15 protein-coding genes, 2 tRNA genes and 1 other RNA gene are annotated in these 17,650 nt (G+C 71.2%); 9 read left to right on the top strand and 9 right to left on the bottom strand.

Annotation, left to right across the window (positions count from 1 at the left end):
• Positions 1-91: 91 nt before the first annotated feature.
• The 3 genes from epsC to msrA form a co-directional block, all read right to left on the bottom strand.
• Positions 92-670: a serine O-acetyltransferase EpsC gene (gene epsC / locus J2W20_RS17675; protein ID WP_307008321.1), complete on the bottom strand. Its 579-nt coding sequence runs from the start codon at positions 668-670 to the stop codon at positions 92-94.
• A 43-nt stretch (positions 671-713) separates the two neighbouring features.
• Positions 714-1,649 (bottom strand): cysteine synthase A, encoded by a 936-nt coding sequence (gene cysK, locus J2W20_RS17680; RefSeq protein WP_307008259.1) that lies wholly within the window; start codon positions 1,647-1,649, stop codon positions 714-716.
• Positions 1,650-1,737: 88 nt separating this feature from the next.
• Positions 1,738-2,262, bottom strand: coding sequence for a peptide-methionine (S)-S-oxide reductase MsrA (msrA, locus tag J2W20_RS17685; RefSeq protein WP_307008261.1), 525 nt, complete (start codon positions 2,260-2,262; stop codon positions 1,738-1,740).
• A 159-nt stretch (positions 2,263-2,421) separates the two neighbouring features.
• Here msrA and J2W20_RS17690 point away from each other — a divergent pair, with 159 nt between their 5' ends.
• Both J2W20_RS17690 and J2W20_RS17695 read left to right on the top strand, forming a co-directional pair.
• On the top strand, positions 2,422-3,258 hold the full coding sequence (locus J2W20_RS17690) for a Nif3-like dinuclear metal center hexameric protein (RefSeq protein WP_307008323.1): 837 nt from the start codon (positions 2,422-2,424) through the stop codon (positions 3,256-3,258).
• 61 nt (positions 3,259-3,319) lie between these two features.
• The gene (locus tag J2W20_RS17695; protein ID WP_307008262.1) at positions 3,320-4,054 is read left to right on the top strand and encodes a zinc ribbon domain-containing protein; all 735 of its coding nucleotides are present in this window, start codon (positions 3,320-3,322) and stop codon (positions 4,052-4,054) included.
• Between the two features lie 15 nt (positions 4,055-4,069).
• On the opposite strand, the gene J2W20_RS17700 is transcribed toward J2W20_RS17695, so the two are convergent.
• Entirely contained in the window at positions 4,070-4,834 is a 765-nt protein-coding gene (locus tag J2W20_RS17700) for a YaaA family protein (RefSeq protein WP_307008263.1), read from the bottom strand.
• Positions 4,835-4,899: 65 nt separating this feature from the next.
• On the opposite strand from J2W20_RS17700, the gene rnpB reads away from it, so the two are divergent.
• The 3 genes from rnpB to J2W20_RS17715 all read left to right on the top strand — a co-directional run bounded on the left by rnpB (position 4,900) and on the right by J2W20_RS17715 (position 7,264).
• Positions 4,900-5,298: RNase P RNA component class A (gene rnpB, locus J2W20_RS17705), an RNA gene on the top strand.
• Between the two features lie 232 nt (positions 5,299-5,530).
• Complete coding sequence (locus J2W20_RS17710) at positions 5,531-7,012, top strand: glyceraldehyde-3-phosphate dehydrogenase (protein ID WP_307008265.1); 1,482 nt, start codon at positions 5,531-5,533, stop codon at positions 7,010-7,012.
• Between the two features lie 51 nt (positions 7,013-7,063).
• On the top strand, positions 7,064-7,264 hold the full coding sequence (locus tag J2W20_RS17715; protein WP_307008266.1) for a hypothetical protein: 201 nt from the start codon (positions 7,064-7,066) through the stop codon (positions 7,262-7,264).
• A gap of 87 nt (positions 7,265-7,351) precedes the next feature.
• Here the strand turns inward: J2W20_RS17715 and def are convergent, their stop codons facing one another.
• The 3 genes from def to orn all read right to left on the bottom strand — a co-directional run bounded on the left by def (position 7,352) and on the right by orn (position 8,926).
• Complete coding sequence (gene def / locus J2W20_RS17720; protein ID WP_307008268.1) at positions 7,352-7,957, bottom strand: peptide deformylase; 606 nt, start codon at positions 7,955-7,957, stop codon at positions 7,352-7,354.
• A gap of 127 nt (positions 7,958-8,084) precedes the next feature.
• A tRNA-His gene (locus tag J2W20_RS17725) sits at positions 8,085-8,157 on the bottom strand.
• Positions 8,158-8,272: 115 nt separating this feature from the next.
• A complete protein-coding gene (gene orn / locus J2W20_RS17730; RefSeq protein ID WP_307008269.1) occupies positions 8,273-8,926 on the bottom strand; it encodes an oligoribonuclease in 654 nt (217 codons plus the stop codon).
• 106 nt (positions 8,927-9,032) lie between these two features.
• Here orn and mptB (J2W20_RS17735) point away from each other — a divergent pair, with 106 nt between their 5' ends.
• On the top strand, positions 9,033-10,592 hold the full coding sequence (gene mptB / locus J2W20_RS17735) for a polyprenol phosphomannose-dependent alpha 1,6 mannosyltransferase MptB (RefSeq protein ID WP_307008270.1): 1,560 nt from the start codon (positions 9,033-9,035) through the stop codon (positions 10,590-10,592).
• 55 nt (positions 10,593-10,647) lie between these two features.
• Here the strand turns inward: mptB (J2W20_RS17735) and J2W20_RS17740 are convergent, their stop codons facing one another.
• Complete coding sequence (locus J2W20_RS17740; protein ID WP_373458048.1) at positions 10,648-11,970, bottom strand: glycosyltransferase 87 family protein; 1,323 nt, start codon at positions 11,968-11,970, stop codon at positions 10,648-10,650.
• Between the two features lie 222 nt (positions 11,971-12,192).
• Here J2W20_RS17740 and mptB (J2W20_RS17745) point away from each other — a divergent pair, with 222 nt between their 5' ends.
• Both mptB (J2W20_RS17745) and J2W20_RS17750 read left to right on the top strand, forming a co-directional pair.
• On the top strand, positions 12,193-13,719 hold the full coding sequence (mptB, locus tag J2W20_RS17745) for a polyprenol phosphomannose-dependent alpha 1,6 mannosyltransferase MptB (protein ID WP_307008271.1): 1,527 nt from the start codon (positions 12,193-12,195) through the stop codon (positions 13,717-13,719).
• Complete coding sequence (locus J2W20_RS17750) at positions 13,716-16,676, top strand: glycoside hydrolase family 2 TIM barrel-domain containing protein (RefSeq protein ID WP_307008272.1); 2,961 nt, start codon at positions 13,716-13,718, stop codon at positions 16,674-16,676. Before mptB (J2W20_RS17745) ends, J2W20_RS17750 begins: the two co-directional genes overlap by 4 nt.
• A 92-nt stretch (positions 16,677-16,768) precedes the next feature.
• Here J2W20_RS17750 and J2W20_RS17755 read toward each other — a convergent pair.
• Positions 16,769-16,841: transfer RNA gene (locus tag J2W20_RS17755), tRNA-Arg, on the bottom strand.
• 182 nt (positions 16,842-17,023) lie between these two features.
• Between J2W20_RS17755 and J2W20_RS17760 the strand changes: the two genes are divergently transcribed.
• Positions 17,024-17,638, top strand: a complete 615-nt coding sequence (locus J2W20_RS17760; RefSeq protein ID WP_307008274.1) for a single-stranded DNA-binding protein — start codon at positions 17,024-17,026, stop codon at positions 17,636-17,638.
• Positions 17,639-17,650 lie beyond the last annotated feature (12 nt).

Below are 17,650 nucleotides of genomic sequence, written 5' to 3' on the forward strand. Positions count from 1 at the left end.
GGAAAACGGAGCCAGGAAGCCACGAGGCGCCGCCGGGATCACCTTCCCGGCGGCGCCTCGCCATGCCCACTTGACAGCGGACTACTCCATATCAGATGTAGTAGTACTCCGCCGGGTCCACGGCCGGCTTCGTCTCCTTCGCCGCGTCGCGGTGGCGCCAGGTCGCTGGCACGCCCGTGACGATCGAGTTGGGCGGGGCATCCTTGACCACCACGGCGTTCGCGCCGACGGCGCTCCCGGCCCCGATGGTGATGGGCCCGAGGACCTTCGCGCCCGCGCCGATGGTCACGCCGTCACCGATGGTGGGGTGACGCTTGACCTTCGCGAGCGAGCGGCCGCCCAGGGTGACCCCGTGGTAGAGGAAGACGTCGTCGCCGATCTCGGCGGTCTCGCCGATCACCACGCCCATTCCGTGGTCGATGAAGAACCTGCGCCCGATCGTCGCGCCCGGATGGATCTCGATGCCGGTCAGGAAGCGGCCGGCCTGCGAGATCAGGCGCGCCGGGAAGCGGAGGTCCTCGCGCTGCCACATGGCGTGGGTGAGGCGGTGGATCCAGATGGCATGCAGGCCGGAGTACGCGAGGAAGTTCTCGACGTTGCCGCGGGCTGCCGGGTCGTGCGCCGCGGCGGCCTCGAGGTCTTCCCTCAGGCGCGCCACCGTGCGTTTGATCAGAGACACAGGTTTCCTTCTGCCGAGCCCGGAACCCGGGCCCCTAGCCGCGGATGTCGTCGTACAGGACCGTGGAGATGTAGCGCTCGCCGAAGTCGCACACGACGGCGACGATCAGCTTGCCCTTGTTCTCCGGACGCTTGGCAAGCTCGAGCGCGCCCCAGACGATCGCGCCGGAGGAGATGCCGCCGAGGATGCCCTCCTGTGCGGCGAGCGCCCGGGCCACCTCGACGGAGTCCTCGAGGGTCGCGTCGAGCACCTCGTCGTACACGTTCGTGTCGAGGATCTCCGGCACGAAGTTGGCCCCGAGGCCCTGGATCTTGTGCGGGCCGGCCGGGCCGCCGTTGAGGATGGCGGAGTCCTTCGGCTCGACGGCCACGACCTGCACGCCGGGCTTGCGCTCCTTCAGGACCTGGCCGACGCCGGTGATGGTGCCGCCGGTGCCGATGCCACTGACGAAGATGTCGACGCCGCCGTCGGTGTCGTTCCAGACCTCCTCGGCCGTGGTGGCCCGGTGCACCTCGGGGTTGGCCGGGTTCGCGAACTGCTGGGCCCAGATCGAGTTCTCGGTGTTGGCGACGATCTCCTGGGCCTTCTCCACGGCGCCGCGCATGCCCTCGGAGCCCGGGGTGAGCACGATCTCGGCGCCGTAGGCGCGCAGCAGCACTCGGCGCTCGGTGGACATCGTCTCGGGCATCGTGAGGATCACCTTGTAGCCGCGGGCGGCGCCCACCATGGCCAGCGCGATGCCCGTGTTGCCGGAGGTGCCCTCCACGATCGTTCCGCCCGGCTTGAGCGCGCCGGCCTTCTCGGCAGCATCGATGATGGCCACGCCGATGCGGTCCTTGACGCTGTTGGCCGGGTTGTAGAACTCGAGCTTGACAGCGACCTGGGCCTCCAGGCCTTCCGTGAGCCGGTTGAGCCGGACCAGGGGGGTGTTGCCGACCAGCTGCGTGACGTCGTCGTAGATGCGTGCCATGAGTCCTTAGCTTTCTGGAAATGGGCGTGACAGTTTGACCGTAGAGGCCGGCTGCGGCTTCAGCCTAGCCAGCGCGCCGAAGCGGCGGCTAGGAGGTCAGCCACTGCGAGTAATATTTTCTGGCCTTGGCGAGCTTGGGATTGATGATCACGCTGCAGTAGCCCGCGTCCGGGTTCTTCGCGTAGTAGTCCTGATGGAAGTCCTCGGCCGGGTAGAACGTGCCCGCCCGGCTCACCTCGGTCACGATCGGGGCGCTCCAGAGCGGCTGGTTGCGCTCGATCGCGCGCTCGAACAGGTCCTTCTCCTCATCCGTCAGGTAGAACATCGACGAGCGGTACTGGGTGCCGACGTCATAGCCCTGCCGATTGGGCGTGGTCGGATCGTGCAGGACGAAGAACAGGTCCAGCACGGTCTCCTCGGGGATGACCTCCTCGTCGAACGTCACCGCGACGACCTCGGCATGCCCCGTCATCCCGGAGCACACGCTGTAGTAGTCGGGGTCGGGGAAGTGCCCGCCGGTGTAGCCGGAGACCACCGAGGAGACGCCGCGGGTCTTCTGGTAGACCGCGTCGAGGCACCAGAAGCAGCCGCCGCCCAGAATGAAAGTCTTCATGCTGCCTACAATGTCCGCAGCCCGCGGAAGATTCCCGAGAGAGGACCTCGCCTCGTGACAGAGCAGAACGGCCCCGTCCCGCTGGACGCATCCACCGGCCCCAGCGCCGAGCCCGGCGGCGAGGAGGCCCCCGAGGGGACTCCCGGCGCAGCGGAGGGGGTGACGCTCGCCGACGTCCTCCTGGCCATCGAGGAGCTGTGGCCCGAGTCCCTCGCCGAGGGATGGGACGCGGTGGGCCTCGTGACGGGGCGTCCCTCCCAGCCGGTGCGCAGGATCCTGTTCTGCGTCGACCCGGTCCTGGAGGTGATCGAGGAGGCCGCCGCGTGGGAGGCCGACCTCGTGGTGGCCCACCACCCGCTGCTGCTGCGCGGGGTGACGAGCGTCGCCGCGAACACCCCCAAGGGCCGCGCGGTGCACCGCCTCATCGAGTCGGGCACCGCCCTCGTGAGCGTCCACACGAACGGCGATTCCGCCGTGGGCGGCGTCTCCGACGTCCTCGCCGACGCGCTGGGGCTCGACGACGTCGCCCCGCTGACGAAGGCGGCCAACGGGCTTCCCGAGGAGGGGATCGGCCGCGTGGGCGACCTCGCCGAGCTCACGAGCCTGGGCGACCTGGCCGGGCGGCTCTTCGGAATCCTGCCGGCGGTGGCCGGCGGCGTCCGCGTCTCCGGCGACCGCGACGGGCTCGTGCGCCGGGTCGCGCTGTGCGGGGGAGCGGGGGACAGCCTGTTCGATGCCGTCCGTGCGGCGGAGGCCGACGTCTACATCACCGCGGACCTCCGCCACCACCCGGCCTCGGAGGCGCGGGAGGCGTCCGCGGACGGGCGCCCCTACCTCATCGACGTGAGCCACTTCGCGAGCGAATGGCTCTGGCTGCCCGCAGCCGCGTCCGCGCTCGACAACGTCCTCACCGACCAGGGCCACAGCCTCGACATCAGGGTCTCCACGATCAACACCGATCCCTGGGACTTCATCCTCACCCCCGGCGAGGGATAGAGTCGCAGCCACCGGCCGCCACCGCCACTCCATCCAGGGCAGCGGCCCCTAAGGAGGAACGATGCCCAAGGCCCCGGCCGCCGAACAGCTCAAGCTCCTCGGGCTGCAGGCCCTGGACGCCCGGCTGCGCTCCCTCGAGGTGCGCCGCCGGAACCTCGAGACGGACCCGCGGCTCGGCCCCGCGAAGGCGGCCCTCGAGCAGGCCTCCGCGGCGGCGCGCGACGCCGACCGGGCCGTGGCGGAGGCGGAGGCCGAGCTCGCCGGGATCGAGGCGAAGGTCTCGGAGACCTCCACGCGGATCGCCCGGGACGAGGACCGCCTCTACGCGGGGGGCCTGTCGAAGGACCTCGAGGCCCTCCAGAAGGACGTCGCGGGCCTGCGTGCTCGCCAGAGCGACCTCGAGGACGTCGAACTCGAGGTCCTCGAACGCCTCGACGGGCTGCGCTCGGCGCAGGGCACCGCGGCCGAGGCCCTCGGCGACGCCCGCGGCGCGAGCGACGAGCTCCGCGCCGAGCTCGAGGCCCAGCTCGCATCGATCGCCGCCGAGCGGGCCGCGGTGGCCGAGGAGCGCGCCGCGTATGCCCAGGGCGTCGAGCCCGGGCTCGTGGGGATCTACGAGAAGACGCTGGCCAAGCGGGGAGTGGGGGCCGCGCGCCTCTTCCACGGGACCTCGGAGGGGTCCGGCATGGCCCTGAGCCCAGGAGACCTGGCGGCGATCCGGAGTGCCGCCGAGGATGACGTGGTCTTCTGCCCGGACTCCGGGTGCATCCTGGTCCGCTCGCCCGAGTGGGCCTGAGGGGCCGCTCCGGCCTCAGTCCCTGAGCACGAGCGCCAGCGAGTGCGGGCGGCGCGCCGTCCCGGGGAGGAGCTCCGCCTCCCACTTCTCGCGGGCGACGGCGAGCAGCGCCTCGGGAGTCGCCGGCGCCTTGCCGCGCCGGGTGAGCAGGTGCCGGACGAAGTCTCCCCGGTGGTGCTTGGCGAAGTGGCTCACGACGCTGCGCTTCCCGTCCCGATCCCTGAACACATCGACCGTCACGGTCCCGGCCGGCGGGGGAGCGTAGGCGGCGGCGTACGTGCTCGAGCGGCAGTCCACGACGAGTTCCCGGGCCGCGCGGTCCGCGAGCGCCTCGGCGAGGAGCGGCCTCCAGTACCCGGCGAGCCGCCCGAGCCCGGGCAGGGAGGCCGACATCGACAGCCGGTACGCCGGCACCCTGTCCGCGAAGCCCACGGCACCCCACAGCGCGGAGACCACGACGACCCAGTCGTCGGCCCTGCGGCGCTGCGCCGGGGTAAGGCCCGCATAGCCGAGGGCCCCGTACAGGACGCCCGAGTAGACGGCGTGGGCCGGCGCCGCCGGTTCCGTCGCGAGCCGCCGGTTCCGCTCGACGTCGTGCGCGAGCGACGCGCCGACCCCGAGGACCGCGAGGGCGTCCTCGCGCCCGCTCACCTCGGCCAGCGCCTCCATGGCCTCCTTGCGGGCCACCTCGAGCTGCGGGAAGCTCAGCGAGCCGAGGTCGACGGCGGGGCCGGAGGGCGCGGGCGTCTTGCCCTCGGAGGGGGGAAGCAGGATGAGCACCACGGCATCGTACCCGGCGCCGGAGCACGGGAGGAGTGCGGGCCTATAGACTGGGAAGTCGAGGACAGGTCGGCCGGGCGACCGCGGGGCGGTCTGGCGCATGCCAGGGCGCCGCGAGGAAAGTCCGGGCTCCGCAGGGCAGGGTGGTGGGTAACGCCCACTCGGGGAAACCCGCAGGCCAGTGCCACAGAGAACAGACCGCCGCGGACAGGCGCCTGGCGCCGCGTCCGCGGTAAGGGTGAAACGGCGGTGTAAGAGACCACCAGCTCCCCGGGTGACCGGGGAGGCTCGGTAAACCCCACCCGGAGCAAGGCCAGACAGGGCGCGTTCGAGGGCTGCCCGCCCGAGCGCCCGGGTAGGCCGCTCGAGGCCGCCGGCAACGGCGGTCCTAGATGGATGGTCGCCTCCCGCGCCCGGGCAACCGGGCGCGGAGACAGAACCCGGCTCACAGGCCGGCCTGTCCTCGCCCCCCCGACCCCCCCGCCGGCAGAACCGAGAGCCTGTGAGTGACTTCACAGGGCTCCCGGTCCCGCCCCCGGACTGCCGCACGTACACTGGAAGAGAACGTAGAAGTTCTCCACGGGCCGGGCTCTGCGATCGCAGGACCGGCTCTTTTCATGCCCGCTGACCAAACCCCTGGACATCAACGGCGGGCATCCGCACGACGGCGTGCGAGAAGCAGAGAAAGGCACCTGTGTGAGCACAACGACGGAAACCGCACTCGGCACGTGGATCGGACGCGAGGCCGCCGCGGAGGAGATGATCCCGGTCATCGGCCGGCTCTACCGCCAGAACAACGTGGTGACCTCGGTCCACGGCCGCAGCCTCATCAACCAGTCCGTGGTCGGACTGCTCAAGGCCCACCGCTGGGCCCGCCAGATCGACAGCGAGGAGCTCGCCCTCGAGGAGACCCTCCCGATCCTCAAGGCGCTCGACACGCTGGAGCTCGGCGCGGCCTCGATTGACATCGCCCGCCTGAACGAGGCGTTCCGGGCCGAGGGGCAGACCCTCCCGCTCGAAGACTTCCTGCGGGCCGAGCTCGCCGAGATCGTGGGCAAGCACGGCGCCGATCCCCGCAAGGGCACCGACGTGGTGCTCTACGGCTTCGGCCGCATCGGCCGTCTGGTCGCGCGCATCCTCATCGAGCACGCCGGCGGCGGCGCGGGCCTGCGCCTGCGCGCCATCGTGGTCCGCAAGGGCTCCGACAAGGACCTCATCAAGCGCGCGAGCCTGCTGCGGCGCGACTCCGTGCACGGCGCCTTCGAGGGCACCATCACGGTGGACGAGGAGAACAGCACGATCCTCGCCAACGGCACCCTCATCCGGGTCATCTACTCGGACAGCCCCGCCACGGTCGACTACACGCAGTACGGCATCAACGACGCGATCGTCGTGGACAACACCGGCAAGTGGCGCGACGCGGAGGGCCTGGCCCAGCACCTGCAGAGCAAGGGCGTGGCCCGGGTGCTCCTGACGGCCCCCGGCAAGGGCGACCTTCCGAACATCGTGCACGGGATCAACCACACCTCGATCTCGGCCGACGACCGCATTGTCACGGCGGCCTCGTGCACGACCAACGCGATCACGCCGGTCCTGAAGGCCATCAACGACAAGTACGGGGTCGTCCACGGCCACGTCGAGACCGTGCACTCCTTCACGAACGACCAGAACCTCATCGACAACTTCCACAAGGGTGACCGCCGCGGCCGCGCCGCGGGGCTCAACATGGTCATCACCGAGACGGGCGCCGCCAAGGCCGTGGCCAAGGCCCTGCCCGAGCTGGCCGGCAAGCTCACCGGCAACGCGATCCGCGTCCCCACCCCCGACGTGTCGATGGCGGTGCTCAACCTCAGCCTCGAGAACGAGACCACCAAGGACGAGGTCAACGCGTACCTTCGCGAGATGTCGCTGCACTCCGACCTGCGCAAGCAGATCGATTACATCGACTCGCCAGAGGTCGTCTCGAGCGACTTCGTCGGCTCGCGCCGCGCCGGGATCGTCGACGGCCTCGCGACGATCTCGACCGGGAAGAACCTCGTGCTCTACGTCTGGTACGACAACGAGTTCGGGTACAGCTCGCAGGTGGTCCGCGTCCTCGAGGACATGGCCGGCGACCACGCGCCGTCGTTCCCCGTGCAGACCGCCGCCGACGAGTACACCCTCGCAACATCTCGGTAGCAATCGGCGGGGAAACTGGATTCGGCGACGGCCCAGGGGCAAGATGCACCTATGGAAGCAACAGAGCATGAGAGCACGCTCGAGCACGCGCTCGACGTCGCCAAGGCCAACGCCAAGCAGGCAAAGCTGCTCGTCGACCACGCGAAGGCGGCCCTTGCGCACGGGGACGTGACCCCCGAGCGCGTCGCCCAGCTGGAGGAGCTCCAGCGCGCGGCTGATGAGGACCTCCAGCGGGTCATCCGCGAGCAGTAGATCCCGCCTCGATGCGCGAAGGGCGCCGCACCACCCGGTGCGGCGCCCTTCGGCGTCTGCGTACGGCCCTATCCGCTGTCCGCTGTCTCAGATGTGCTCGTGCACGTCATGGTCGTGGTCGTCGTGGCCGAACGGGTCCGGGTCGACTCCCGGCATCCACGTGAGGCCCGGGACGCCCCACCCGTGCTTGCGCGCCGCCCTGCGCGCCTTCTTCCCGTAGCGGTCGATCAGGCGGTCGACGTAGAGCTTGCCGTCGAGGTGGTCGTACTCGTGCTGCATGACCCGGCCGAACCAGCCCGTCGCGACGAACTCGAGCGGCTGCCCCTCGCCGTCGAACCCCTCGACCTTGACCCATTCGGCACGCTGCAGCGGGTAGCCCTCGCCAGGGAAGGAGAGGCAGCCTTCCTCGTCCTCCTCGGGGTCCGGGGCAGCGCCGGAGATCTTGGAGAGGGTCAGGCGCGGGTTGACGATCGCGCCGCGGGGCGGGACGCCGTCGTCGTTGGCGAACTTGTACACGAAGACGCGGAGGCCGACCCCGATCTGCGGAGCGGCCAAGCCGACGCCGTGGGCGGCCTCGTTCGTCTCGTGCATGTCCTCGATCAGGTCGTGCAGGGCGGCGTCGAATTCCGTGACCTCGGAGGCGCGCCGGTGGAGCACAGGCTCCCCCCAGATGGTGATGGGACGGACGGCCACGGTGCGGCTCCTCTTCTGTGCCGGGGCATTTCGCCCCCACGGATCGACGGGACGGCGAGGGACAACAACGAGGCCGCCGGGGACAACCCCGGCGGCCTCGTGGTGGCCGGAGACCCGGCCTCTTCGGGGTGAGTAACGGGGCTCGAACCCGCGACCTTCTGGACCACAACCAGACGCTCTGCCAACTGAGCTATACCCACCGCGTGCGCTGTTCGGGGAGGGCCGAGCTGGCTCAGCCGTCCTTCCCCGTGAAAGCAACGAGAAATAGTCTACCTGCTCCGCGGCGGTGCTCACGACCAAAACGGCCGCCCACGGCTAACTTTTTTCTGCGGTCTCCGGGCTCGCGGCCGTTCCTGCTGCTGCGGCACCTGAGGTGATCCGCTCCGCCGCCTCGCGGGCCGCTGCAGAGTCGGGACCCGGCGCGGGGACGAACACCGTTTCCCGGTAGTAGCGCAGCTCGTCGATGGAATCGCGGATGTCCCCGAGGGCCCGGTGATTCCCGGTCTTGGGGGGCGACTGGAAGTACGCCCGAGGGTACCAGCGGCGGGCCAGCTCCTTGATGGTCGAGACGTCGATGACGCGGTAGTGCAGGTACTCGACCACCTCGGGCATGTCGCGGGCCAGGAAGATCCGGTCGGTCCCGACCGAGTTGCCGCCGAGCTGGGCCTTGTTCGGCTCCTTGACCCACGACCGGATGTAGGCCATGACCTCGGCCTGGGCCGCCTCCATGGTCATGCCGTGGGGCAGCTCGTCGAGCAGCTTCGATTCGGTGTGCATGGCGCGGACGAAGTCGCCCATGCCGGCCAAGGCCGCGTCGGAGGGCCTGATGACGACGTCGACTCCGTCGCCGAGGACGTTGAGCTCTGAATCGGTGACGAGGACGGCCACCTCGATGAGGGCATCGGCGACCGGGTCGAGGCCGGTCATCTCGCAGTCGATCCAGACGATGTGTTCGTTGCTGATGGGCACCCGCCAAGAGTACCGCCAGCCGGGGCCGGCCCCCGGTTCCCGACGGGCCGGGCGGGGGCGCCGATGCTAGAATGAGCCTCTCCCGCACCGACCGAAGGGGTGGCCCATGTCCTCTCAGCGCCCTGCCCTGCCCGGGAGGATTCTCGAGCGGCTGGGCTCCCTGTGGACGTCGGTTCCCCCCGCGGGCGTGAACCAGCCCCCGCACTGGGCGCTGGGCCAGGGCTTCGTCGGCTCCCTGCTGATCGTGGTCGGATCCTTCGGGGTCGGCTGGCTCGCAGACGCCTCCCAGTTCAACCGCACCGCGCTCTTCATCATGCTGCGCACCGAGACATGGGGCGTCACGGCCTGCATCATCGCGCTAGTGATCGGGGCCATGCTCCTCACCCGGTCCTGGCTGAGGCTCGGACAGCGGCTGCGCCACTGGGGGCCCGGGACGATCCGGCCCACCGTGGCGGCCGTCCTGCTCTGGGGGCTTCCGCTCGCGGCCGCCGTCCCCATCTACTCGCGGGACGTCTATGCCTACGTGGGGCAGGGCAGGCTCATGGCCGCCGGGCTGAACCCCTACGACACCGGGATCTCGAGCCTGAACAACTGGCTCGAGCTCGGCACGGACCCCTCGTGGGCCTCCACCCGCACCCCCTACGGGCCGTACTTCCTGTGGTTCGAACGCTGGATCGTGCAGCTCACGGGGGGACAGCCGGACCTCTCCGTCCTGCTGTTCCGCGTCCTCGCCCTCGGCGGGGTGGCACTGTGCGCGTACTACGGCTACCGGCTCGCGGAGCTCCACGGGGTGGACGGCGCTCGGGCCGTGTGGCTGACCGTGGCGAACCCGCTCTTCCTCATCTCCTGCATCGCGAGCGCCCACAACGAGGCGCTCATGATCGGCTTCGCCGTGGCCGGGGTCTACTACGCGGCGCGCGGCAACTGGCTTGCAGGGATCGTCCTGACGACCCTCTCCATCGGCGTCAAGCCGATCACCGCCGTTGTCCTGCCGTTCATCGGCCTCCTCTGGGCCGGTCCCCGGGCCTCATGGCCGCGCAAGTTCCTCTGCTGGACGGGCACGGGCCTCATCTGCCTGGGCCTGTTCGCCGTGAGCTCGCTCGTGTACGGCCTCGGATTCGGGTGGGTGAACGCGATCGTGGACCCCACGCCCGGATTCATCGCCTACACGCCGTCCGGCTTCACGAGCAACATCGTGGCCGCCGTGCTCGGAGCGATGGGCCTCGACGGCGGCCATGCCGCCGAGGTCTACCGGGGCATCCTCAAATGGGCGGGCATCGCGGCTGCCGTCTGGCTCATCTTCCGCGGCGACGACCGGCAGGTGGTGCGCCGGCTCGGCCTCGCCTTCATGGCCATCGTGGTCCTCGGCCCGATCATCCAGCCGTGGTACGTCCTGTGGTTCTTCCCGTTCCTGGCGGTGACCGGGGTCCGCGACGACTGGCAGGTGAAGCTGTGGTACCTGACCGTCGTGTTCTTCGTGGTGTTCGGCGCCCAGGACCAGCTGCACGTGTTCGGGTTCGTGAACATCCCGCTTCCGCCCGATGCCCTCGCCGGGCTCGTGGCCCTGGCCTTCGTCGCCTACCTCGTCCTGCTCGACCCGAAGACGCGGCGCATCGTGTTCGAGCGCCCGCGCGAGCGGGGCAGCAGCCGGACCAGCACGTTCTGACCTGATTGATCGACTGTCGGGGGCGCGCCGCCGGTGGGCCGGCGCGCCGGCCGGACTACGCGGCGTCGGCCTCGTGGCCCGCCTCGCGCCGGGGCTCCGCAGGCGCGCCGCGCCGTCCGAGACGCACGAGGCGGATCGCGGACCACACGAACAGGATCACGAGCAGCACGTTCCGCACGGTGAGCACCACGGCCATGAGCGGGTTGTTGTGGCTGAGCGCGTCGTAGAACAGCGGGTAGATGAAGTACGTGGCGACCGCGATGCCGAGCAGGAGCCGCGCCGGGACCCGCCAGGCGGCGCGGTCCTGGGCGATGCCGAGCGCCACGACGGGGCCGAGCCAGACCATGAACTGCGGCGAGCCGACCTTGTTGAACACGATGAAGGCGCTCACCATGGCGAGCGCCCCGGCGAGCAGGAGCTCCGAGCGGTCCTCGTGCCCGCGCTTCTTCCCCTCGTGGAGGGCCCAGAAGATGGTTCCCGCGATGGCGGCGGCCACCAGGACGAACAGCGGCTGCATGAGGGCGGACGCCACCGTCGACCCGGGGCCGTCCACCTGCATCGAGTTGATCTCGGTGTTCATGTACATGTGGGCGCCACCGAGTCGGAGGACCGACATCCACAGCCACGGCGTCGTGAACGTCGCCTCGAGCTGCATGCCGCGTGAGCCCTGGGTGGTGAGGAAGTCGAGCAGGTGGCCGAGCACGCCGAGGGCCGCGGCGGCAGCGACCACGCCGGCGGTGACGAGCGCGGCGCCCACGAGCACCTTCCAGCGGTCCCTGACCACGGCGAAGAGCGGCAGCAGGGCGGCGGCGGGCCAGATCTTCATCCAGGTGGCGAAGGCGAGGATGGCCGAGGCGGCGAACGGGCTGGCGACGCCGAGGCTCAGGCCCATGAGCACGATCGGTGCGGTCACGCCGTCGACCCTGGCGAAGCCCAGCAGGCCCATGAGGGCGATGAACACGAGCCACCACCACCCGGCGCGCACGCCCTCGGCCTTCTTGCCCCAGCCGCTGAGGATTCCGAGGGCGGCGCCATTGAGCAGCGACGTGAGCACGACCCACAGGATGAGGAAGGGGCCCGGACCGGCCAGCCCCGAGATCCAGATCGGCAGGAGCCCGACCATCGGGTAGACCCACGGTGAGGGCTGCACGTTCTGCGGGAAGCCGTCCGCGGCCCAGGCGCGGTAGATGTTCGTGTCGCTGAACGCCTGCCCCTGGAAGACGAAGATGGAGAGGTAGGCCAGGTAGCCGAGGTGGACGGCGAGGTAGCCGGTCAGGAGGCCGGCGGGGGAGAGGAGCCACGCGGTGACGCGGTGGGGCTGGGCGGCGCGGCTCTCGTCCGCGGGCTGGCTCTTGTCCGCGGGGCGGGCAGGCTGGATGGAAATGGCTGTTCTCCTCGCTACGGACCGGCGGGCCGCACGGGGGCTCGCGACCGCCCGCAAGTCTACCAGCGGGCCCCTGCGCCGCCGGGGCCGCGGCGGCCGGCTGGTAGCATCGGGAGGACGTCATGCCGACGGGGACGGCGCCCAGCGGGCGGCCTCAGTCCGGCGTTTGAGAGACAGCGCTTCCCAGCCAGCGCTTCCGAGACAGTAGGGACCTTGATGCCTCAGCCTCCGGCAGGCGGCAGCCTGAGCGTCCCCCGTGCCGCGGGCACCATCGCCGGGCTTCCGGGCGACGGCCGCATTGCCGTGTGGCAGGGGGCGGCCTCCGCGCTCGCCATGGCCGTGGGCGGCCTGGGCGTGGGCTGGATGGCGAACGGGTCCTCGCTCATCCGCGTTCCGTTCTTCATCCTCCTGCGGGACAACCCCGTCCTCGTGGTGCTGTGCACGGTCCTCGTCGCCTCCGGCGGCCTCCTGCTCGTTCGCGCCTGGCTGCGCCTCGGGCAGCGCGTGGGGGACTGGTCGGAGGTGCACCCCCGCGTGGCCGTCCGGATCGCCGCGCTCTGGTGCGCTCCGTTCATGCTCACCTTCCCGCTGCTGAGCCGTGACGTGTACGCCTACATCGGCCAGGGCCGGCTGATGGCGGCCGGGCTCGATCCGTACGTGAACGGCATCTCCGCGCTGAACAACTACCACAACCTCGGACCCGACTCGCTGTGGACCGAGGCGCCGACGCCCTATGGGCCGCTGTTCCTGTGGATCGAGCAGGGCATCGTCTGGCTCAGCGGCGGCAACCTCGAGGTGGCCATCGCGCTGTTCCGCCTCGTGGCCGTCGGTGGCGTGGCCCTGTGCGCCGTCGCCGTGGTAGGCCTCGCCGGGCATTTCGGACTGGGGGCATCCAAGACCCTGTGGCTGACCGTGGTCAACCCGCTGTTCGTCATCAACTTCGTCGCCAGCATCCACAACGACGCGCTCATGCTCGGCCTGCTGCTCCTCGGGCTCCTCGCGTCCGTGCGGGGCCGGCACGTGCTCGCAATCGTCATCGTGACGGTGTCCATCCTGATCAAGCCGATCACCATCCTCGCGCTGCCCTTCCTCGGCCTCATGTGGGCCGGGAGGGACGCCGGCTGGGGCCGGCGCATCGGGTACTGGGCCGCGACCGCGGCGATCGCCCTGGCACTCCTCGCCGCCGCAGGCGCCGCCTCCGGCCTCTGGTTCGGGTGGGTCCCGGCGATGGCCACGCCCGGCACGCTGTGGATCTGGTACGCCCCCTTCGGCCTGCTCTCGGTCGTGGCCGGCTGGGCCACCCAGCTCGCGGGCGGGGACCCGGACCTGGTCGCCGGCCTCATCAAGCGCGTCGGAACGATCGTGGGGGCGGTCATCGCCCTCTGGTTCATCGTGCGGGGCCGGAGCGCGGACGTGTTCCTCCGCATGGCCCTCGCCTTCACCGCGGTGGTCATGACCGCCTCGATGATCCAGCCCTGGTACATCACGTGGCTCATGGCGCTGTTCGCCCTCGTCGGCGTGCGGAAGGGCTGGCCGCTGCTCACCTACTACCTCGTGACCATGTTCTTCACCGTCATCGCCATCACCGACCAGCTCGACGTGTTCGAGTGGATCCCCCTCGCGGCGGTGCGTGGAGTGGCGATCGTGCTCAGTGTGGCCTTCGTCGCCTACATGGTGCTGTGGGACTGGAAGACCCGGGTCCTCTTCGCCCCGCTGATCCCCTCCCGCAGCAGGACCCCATGACCGCGGTGAGGCAGGGGAGTGCGTGGTTCTCCGACATGGCTCCGCACCACGGCGCGCTGGCGCCGCGCGCGCACCTGGACACCGACGCCGCCCGTCTCCCGCTCGACGGCGACTGGGCCTTCCGCTGTTCTCCCACCGCCGCGGGCACCGCCGGGTTCGAGGCAGCAGGCTTCGACGACCGCGCCTGGGACCGGGTACGCGTCCCGCACTGCTGGCAGCTCGAGGGCGTTCCGGGCCCGCCCCGGTACTCGGCCCCGGCGTACACGAACGTCACGTACCCGTTCCCCCTGGACCCGCCCGACGTTCCGGACGAGAACCCGACCGGGGAGTACCGCCGCAGCTTCGATCTGCCCGCCGCCCCCGCAGGCGGCCGCTGGGTCATCCGCTTCGAGGGCGTGGACTCGGCCTTCGAGGTCTACCTCAATGGAGACCGGATCGGTGATGCGATGGGCTCACGGCTCACGCACGAGTTCGACGTCACCGCGAGCGTGCGCCCCACCGGCAACCTGATCGCCGTGCGGGTCCACCAGTGGTCTGCCGGCTCGTACCTCGAGGACCAGGACATGTGGTGGCTCTCGGGCATCTTCCGCCCGGTCACCCTCCTGCACCGGCCCGTGGACGGGATCGAGGACCTGTTCGTCCACGCCGGCTTCGACGCCGCGACCGGCCAGGGCCGGCTCCTCGTCGAGGGCCCCACCGGCGCCACCGTGCGGATCCCCAGCCTGGGAGTCGACGCTCCGGTGAACGAGCCGCTCGTGGTGCAGGACGTCGAGCCGTGGAGCGCGGAGGAGCCGCGCCTGTACCGCGGGACGGTCTCGACGGCCGGGGAGACCGCCAGGATCGCCGTCGGCTTCCGCACGGTCGCCATCTCCGACGCCACCCTTACCGTCAACGGCGTCCCGCTCGCGCTGCGGGGCGTGAACCGGCATGAGTGGCATCCCCGCACGGGCCGCGCGCTCGACCTCGACACGATGCGCGCGGACATCGAGCTCATGAAGCGGCACAACGTCAACGCCGTGCGCACGAGCCACTATCCACCGGATGCCCGCTTCCTCGCCCTATGCGACGAATACGGCCTGTGGGTCCTCGACGAATGCGACCTCGAGACGCACGGCTTCGAGAAGGTCGGCTGGCACCGGAACCCGAGCGGGGAGGCCGGCTGGAGCGAGGCGTTCCTGGACCGCATGGCCCGCACCGTCGAGCGAGACAAGAACCACCCCTGCGTCATCGGCTGGTCCCTGGGCAACGAATCCGGGCGCGGGGCGAACCTCGAGTCGATGGCCGCATGGACCCGGCAGCGCGACCCCGACCGGTTCATCCACTACGAGGGCGACTGGGACAGCACCTACGTCGACGTCTACTCCCGCATGTACGCCGACCACGCCGAGACGGAGCTCATCGGCCGCGGCGAGGAACCGCCCGCGGCGGACCGGGCGGCGGACGCCCACCGGCGGGCCCTGCCGTTCGTCCTGTGCGAGTACGCCCACGCGATGGGCACGGGGCCCGGTGGCCTCGCCGAGTACGCCGCGCTGTTCGACGCGTACCCCAGGATCGCCGGCGGCTTCGTCTGGGAGTGGCTCGACCACGGCATCGCCCAGCGCGTTTCGGCGGGCCGCGGCGCGGGCCGGGAGTTCTTCGCCTACGGCGGCGACTTCGGCGAGGACGTCCACGACGGCAACTTCGTCGCGGACGGCCTCCTCTTCCCAGACCGTCGTCCCTCGTCCGGGCTCAGCGAGCTTGCCGTGGCCTACGCGCCCCTCGTGCTCGAGCCGGCCTCAGGCAGCGTGCGCGTCCGCTCGCGCCTGGCCCACCGGGACACCTCCCACCTCGCGTTCCGGTGGCGCATCGAGGACGACGGCGCCGCGGTCGCCTCGGGTCTCCTCGAGGTCCCAGAGCTGGAGCCGGGAGGCTGTGCCGACGTCCCGCTGCCGGCTGCCGCCGCGCCGGCGGGTCCGCTCCCGGGCAGCGAGCGGTGGCTCACCGTGTCCGCGCACCTGGCGGAGTCCGCCCCGTGGGCCGGCGCCGGGCACGAGGTCGCCTTCGCCCAGGCCCGGCTGGACCGGCCGGTGGAAGCGTCCCGCGGTCCGAGCAGGCCCGCCGGGGACGCGCCCTGCCGTCCCCGCGCGGCCGGCGGCTGGGACCTGGGCCCGGGCCGCTTCGACGCCGCGGGCACGCTGACCTTGCTCGCAGGGCTCCCGATGGTCGGCCCCCGGCTGGACCTGTGGCGTGCGCCCACCGACAACGACGAACGTGCCCCCGGGACGGCTCCGGCCGCCGCCTGGCGCGCGCTGGGCCTCGACAGGCTCCGGCACCGGACCGTCTCGGTCGCCGAGGAGGAAGGGGCCCTGAGCGTCGTCTCGCACGTCATGCCCGCGGGCAGCGACGTGGGCTACGAGGTCGAGTACCGCTGGCACGCGCACGACGGCGGCCTGCACCTGGACGTCGTCGGCTCGCCTCTGGGCGCCTGGCAGGTTCCGGTGCCGCGCCTGGGGGTGCGCCTTGCCGTCCCCGCGGCGCTGGACCGCGTCGAATGGCTCGGGCTGGGGCCAGGGGAGTCGTACCCGGATGCGCTGGCAGCGGTCCGCCAGGGCAGCTTCTCCGCGGACATCGCGGAGCTCCAGGAGCCCTGCGTCCGGCCACAGGAGAACGGCGCCCGCCGCGGGGTGCGCCGCGCAGCGCTCTCTGGGGGCGGGGCGGCGCTGACCATCACGGGTGAGCCGTTCATCTTCACGTCCCGCCGCTGGACCAGCGAGGCCCTCGATGCCGCAGCCCACCCGACGGACCTGGTGCCGGACCCCGACTGGCTGTGGGTCACCCTCGATGCGGAGCACCAGGGCCTCGGCACCGGCGCGTGCGGCCCCGTGGAACTGCCGCAGTACCGACTCGATGCCCGCCGGTTCCGGCTCTCGCTCGACTTCCGCACCGAGGGCCCGGGCCGGAACAGGTTCGCGGACTAGGCCGGAGACCGGCGGGCACCCCCGGTGCGCGGACCGGGGGTGCCCTGGATGTCGGCCGGGGCTCGGCGGAAAGGGCCCGGGACACCGCGGAGCGCCCCAGGAGGGAATCGAACCCCCGACCAAGAGATTAGAAGGCTCCTGCTCTATCCTCTGAGCTACTGGGGCGGGCCCGTGAAAGTCTATCCCGCGCAACCCGGCACTGTCGCACGCCGTCCTCTTCTCCTCCACAGCCCCCGCCTCGGGGTGCCGTCCACATACGCGCCGGACGCGCTTCTGCCGCACCCGCCTCGCCGAGAGGCTGGTTCCGGGCCCTCCACACCGCAGGGCCCGGACTTGGAGGTCTTCTGATGAACGACACGATCACCCTGCGCGGCTGGGTCGGCACCGAGCCGACGGTGGGACTCACCCGGCACAACACGCCGTACTGCCGGTTCCGGATGTCCGTGAACGACCGGCGGTTCGACCGCGAGCGCCAGTCGTGGGTCGACAACCACACGAGCTGGTACAACATCCAGTGCTACGGACCCATGGCGGAGAACGTGGCCGACAGCGTCCGCAAGGGCCACCGGCTGATCGTCATGGGCCGCCTGCAGATCAGGAACTTCGAGCGCGCCGACGGGACACCGGGAACCGAGGCGGACATCATCGCCGCGTCCGTCGGCCACGACCTCGCCCTCGGCATGGGTCGGTGGAACCGGCGCCGCGACGAGCCCACCCCGCTCGCGCGGGCCGCCGAGGCCGTGGACGGGGTCGGCGTCGTCGACCCCGTCACCGGGGAGGTCGCCGCCGCGGGGCCGGCCGAGGAGCCCTTCCTCGAGGTGCCGCCCGACCTGGGCGACGAGGACGCCTATCCCTCCGGGCACGAGTCCGCGGAGGACTTCGGGGGAGCGGATCCGGAGGGACGCGACGGGGCCGAGGGCAGCGCGGACGCCGACCCCGGGGAGCGGCTCATGTCCGCGTGAGCGGGCGGACGC

It is taken from the genome of Sinomonas atrocyanea, assembly GCF_030812675.1.
Lineage (GTDB): Bacteria > Actinomycetota > Actinomycetes > Actinomycetales > Micrococcaceae > Sinomonas > Sinomonas atrocyanea_B.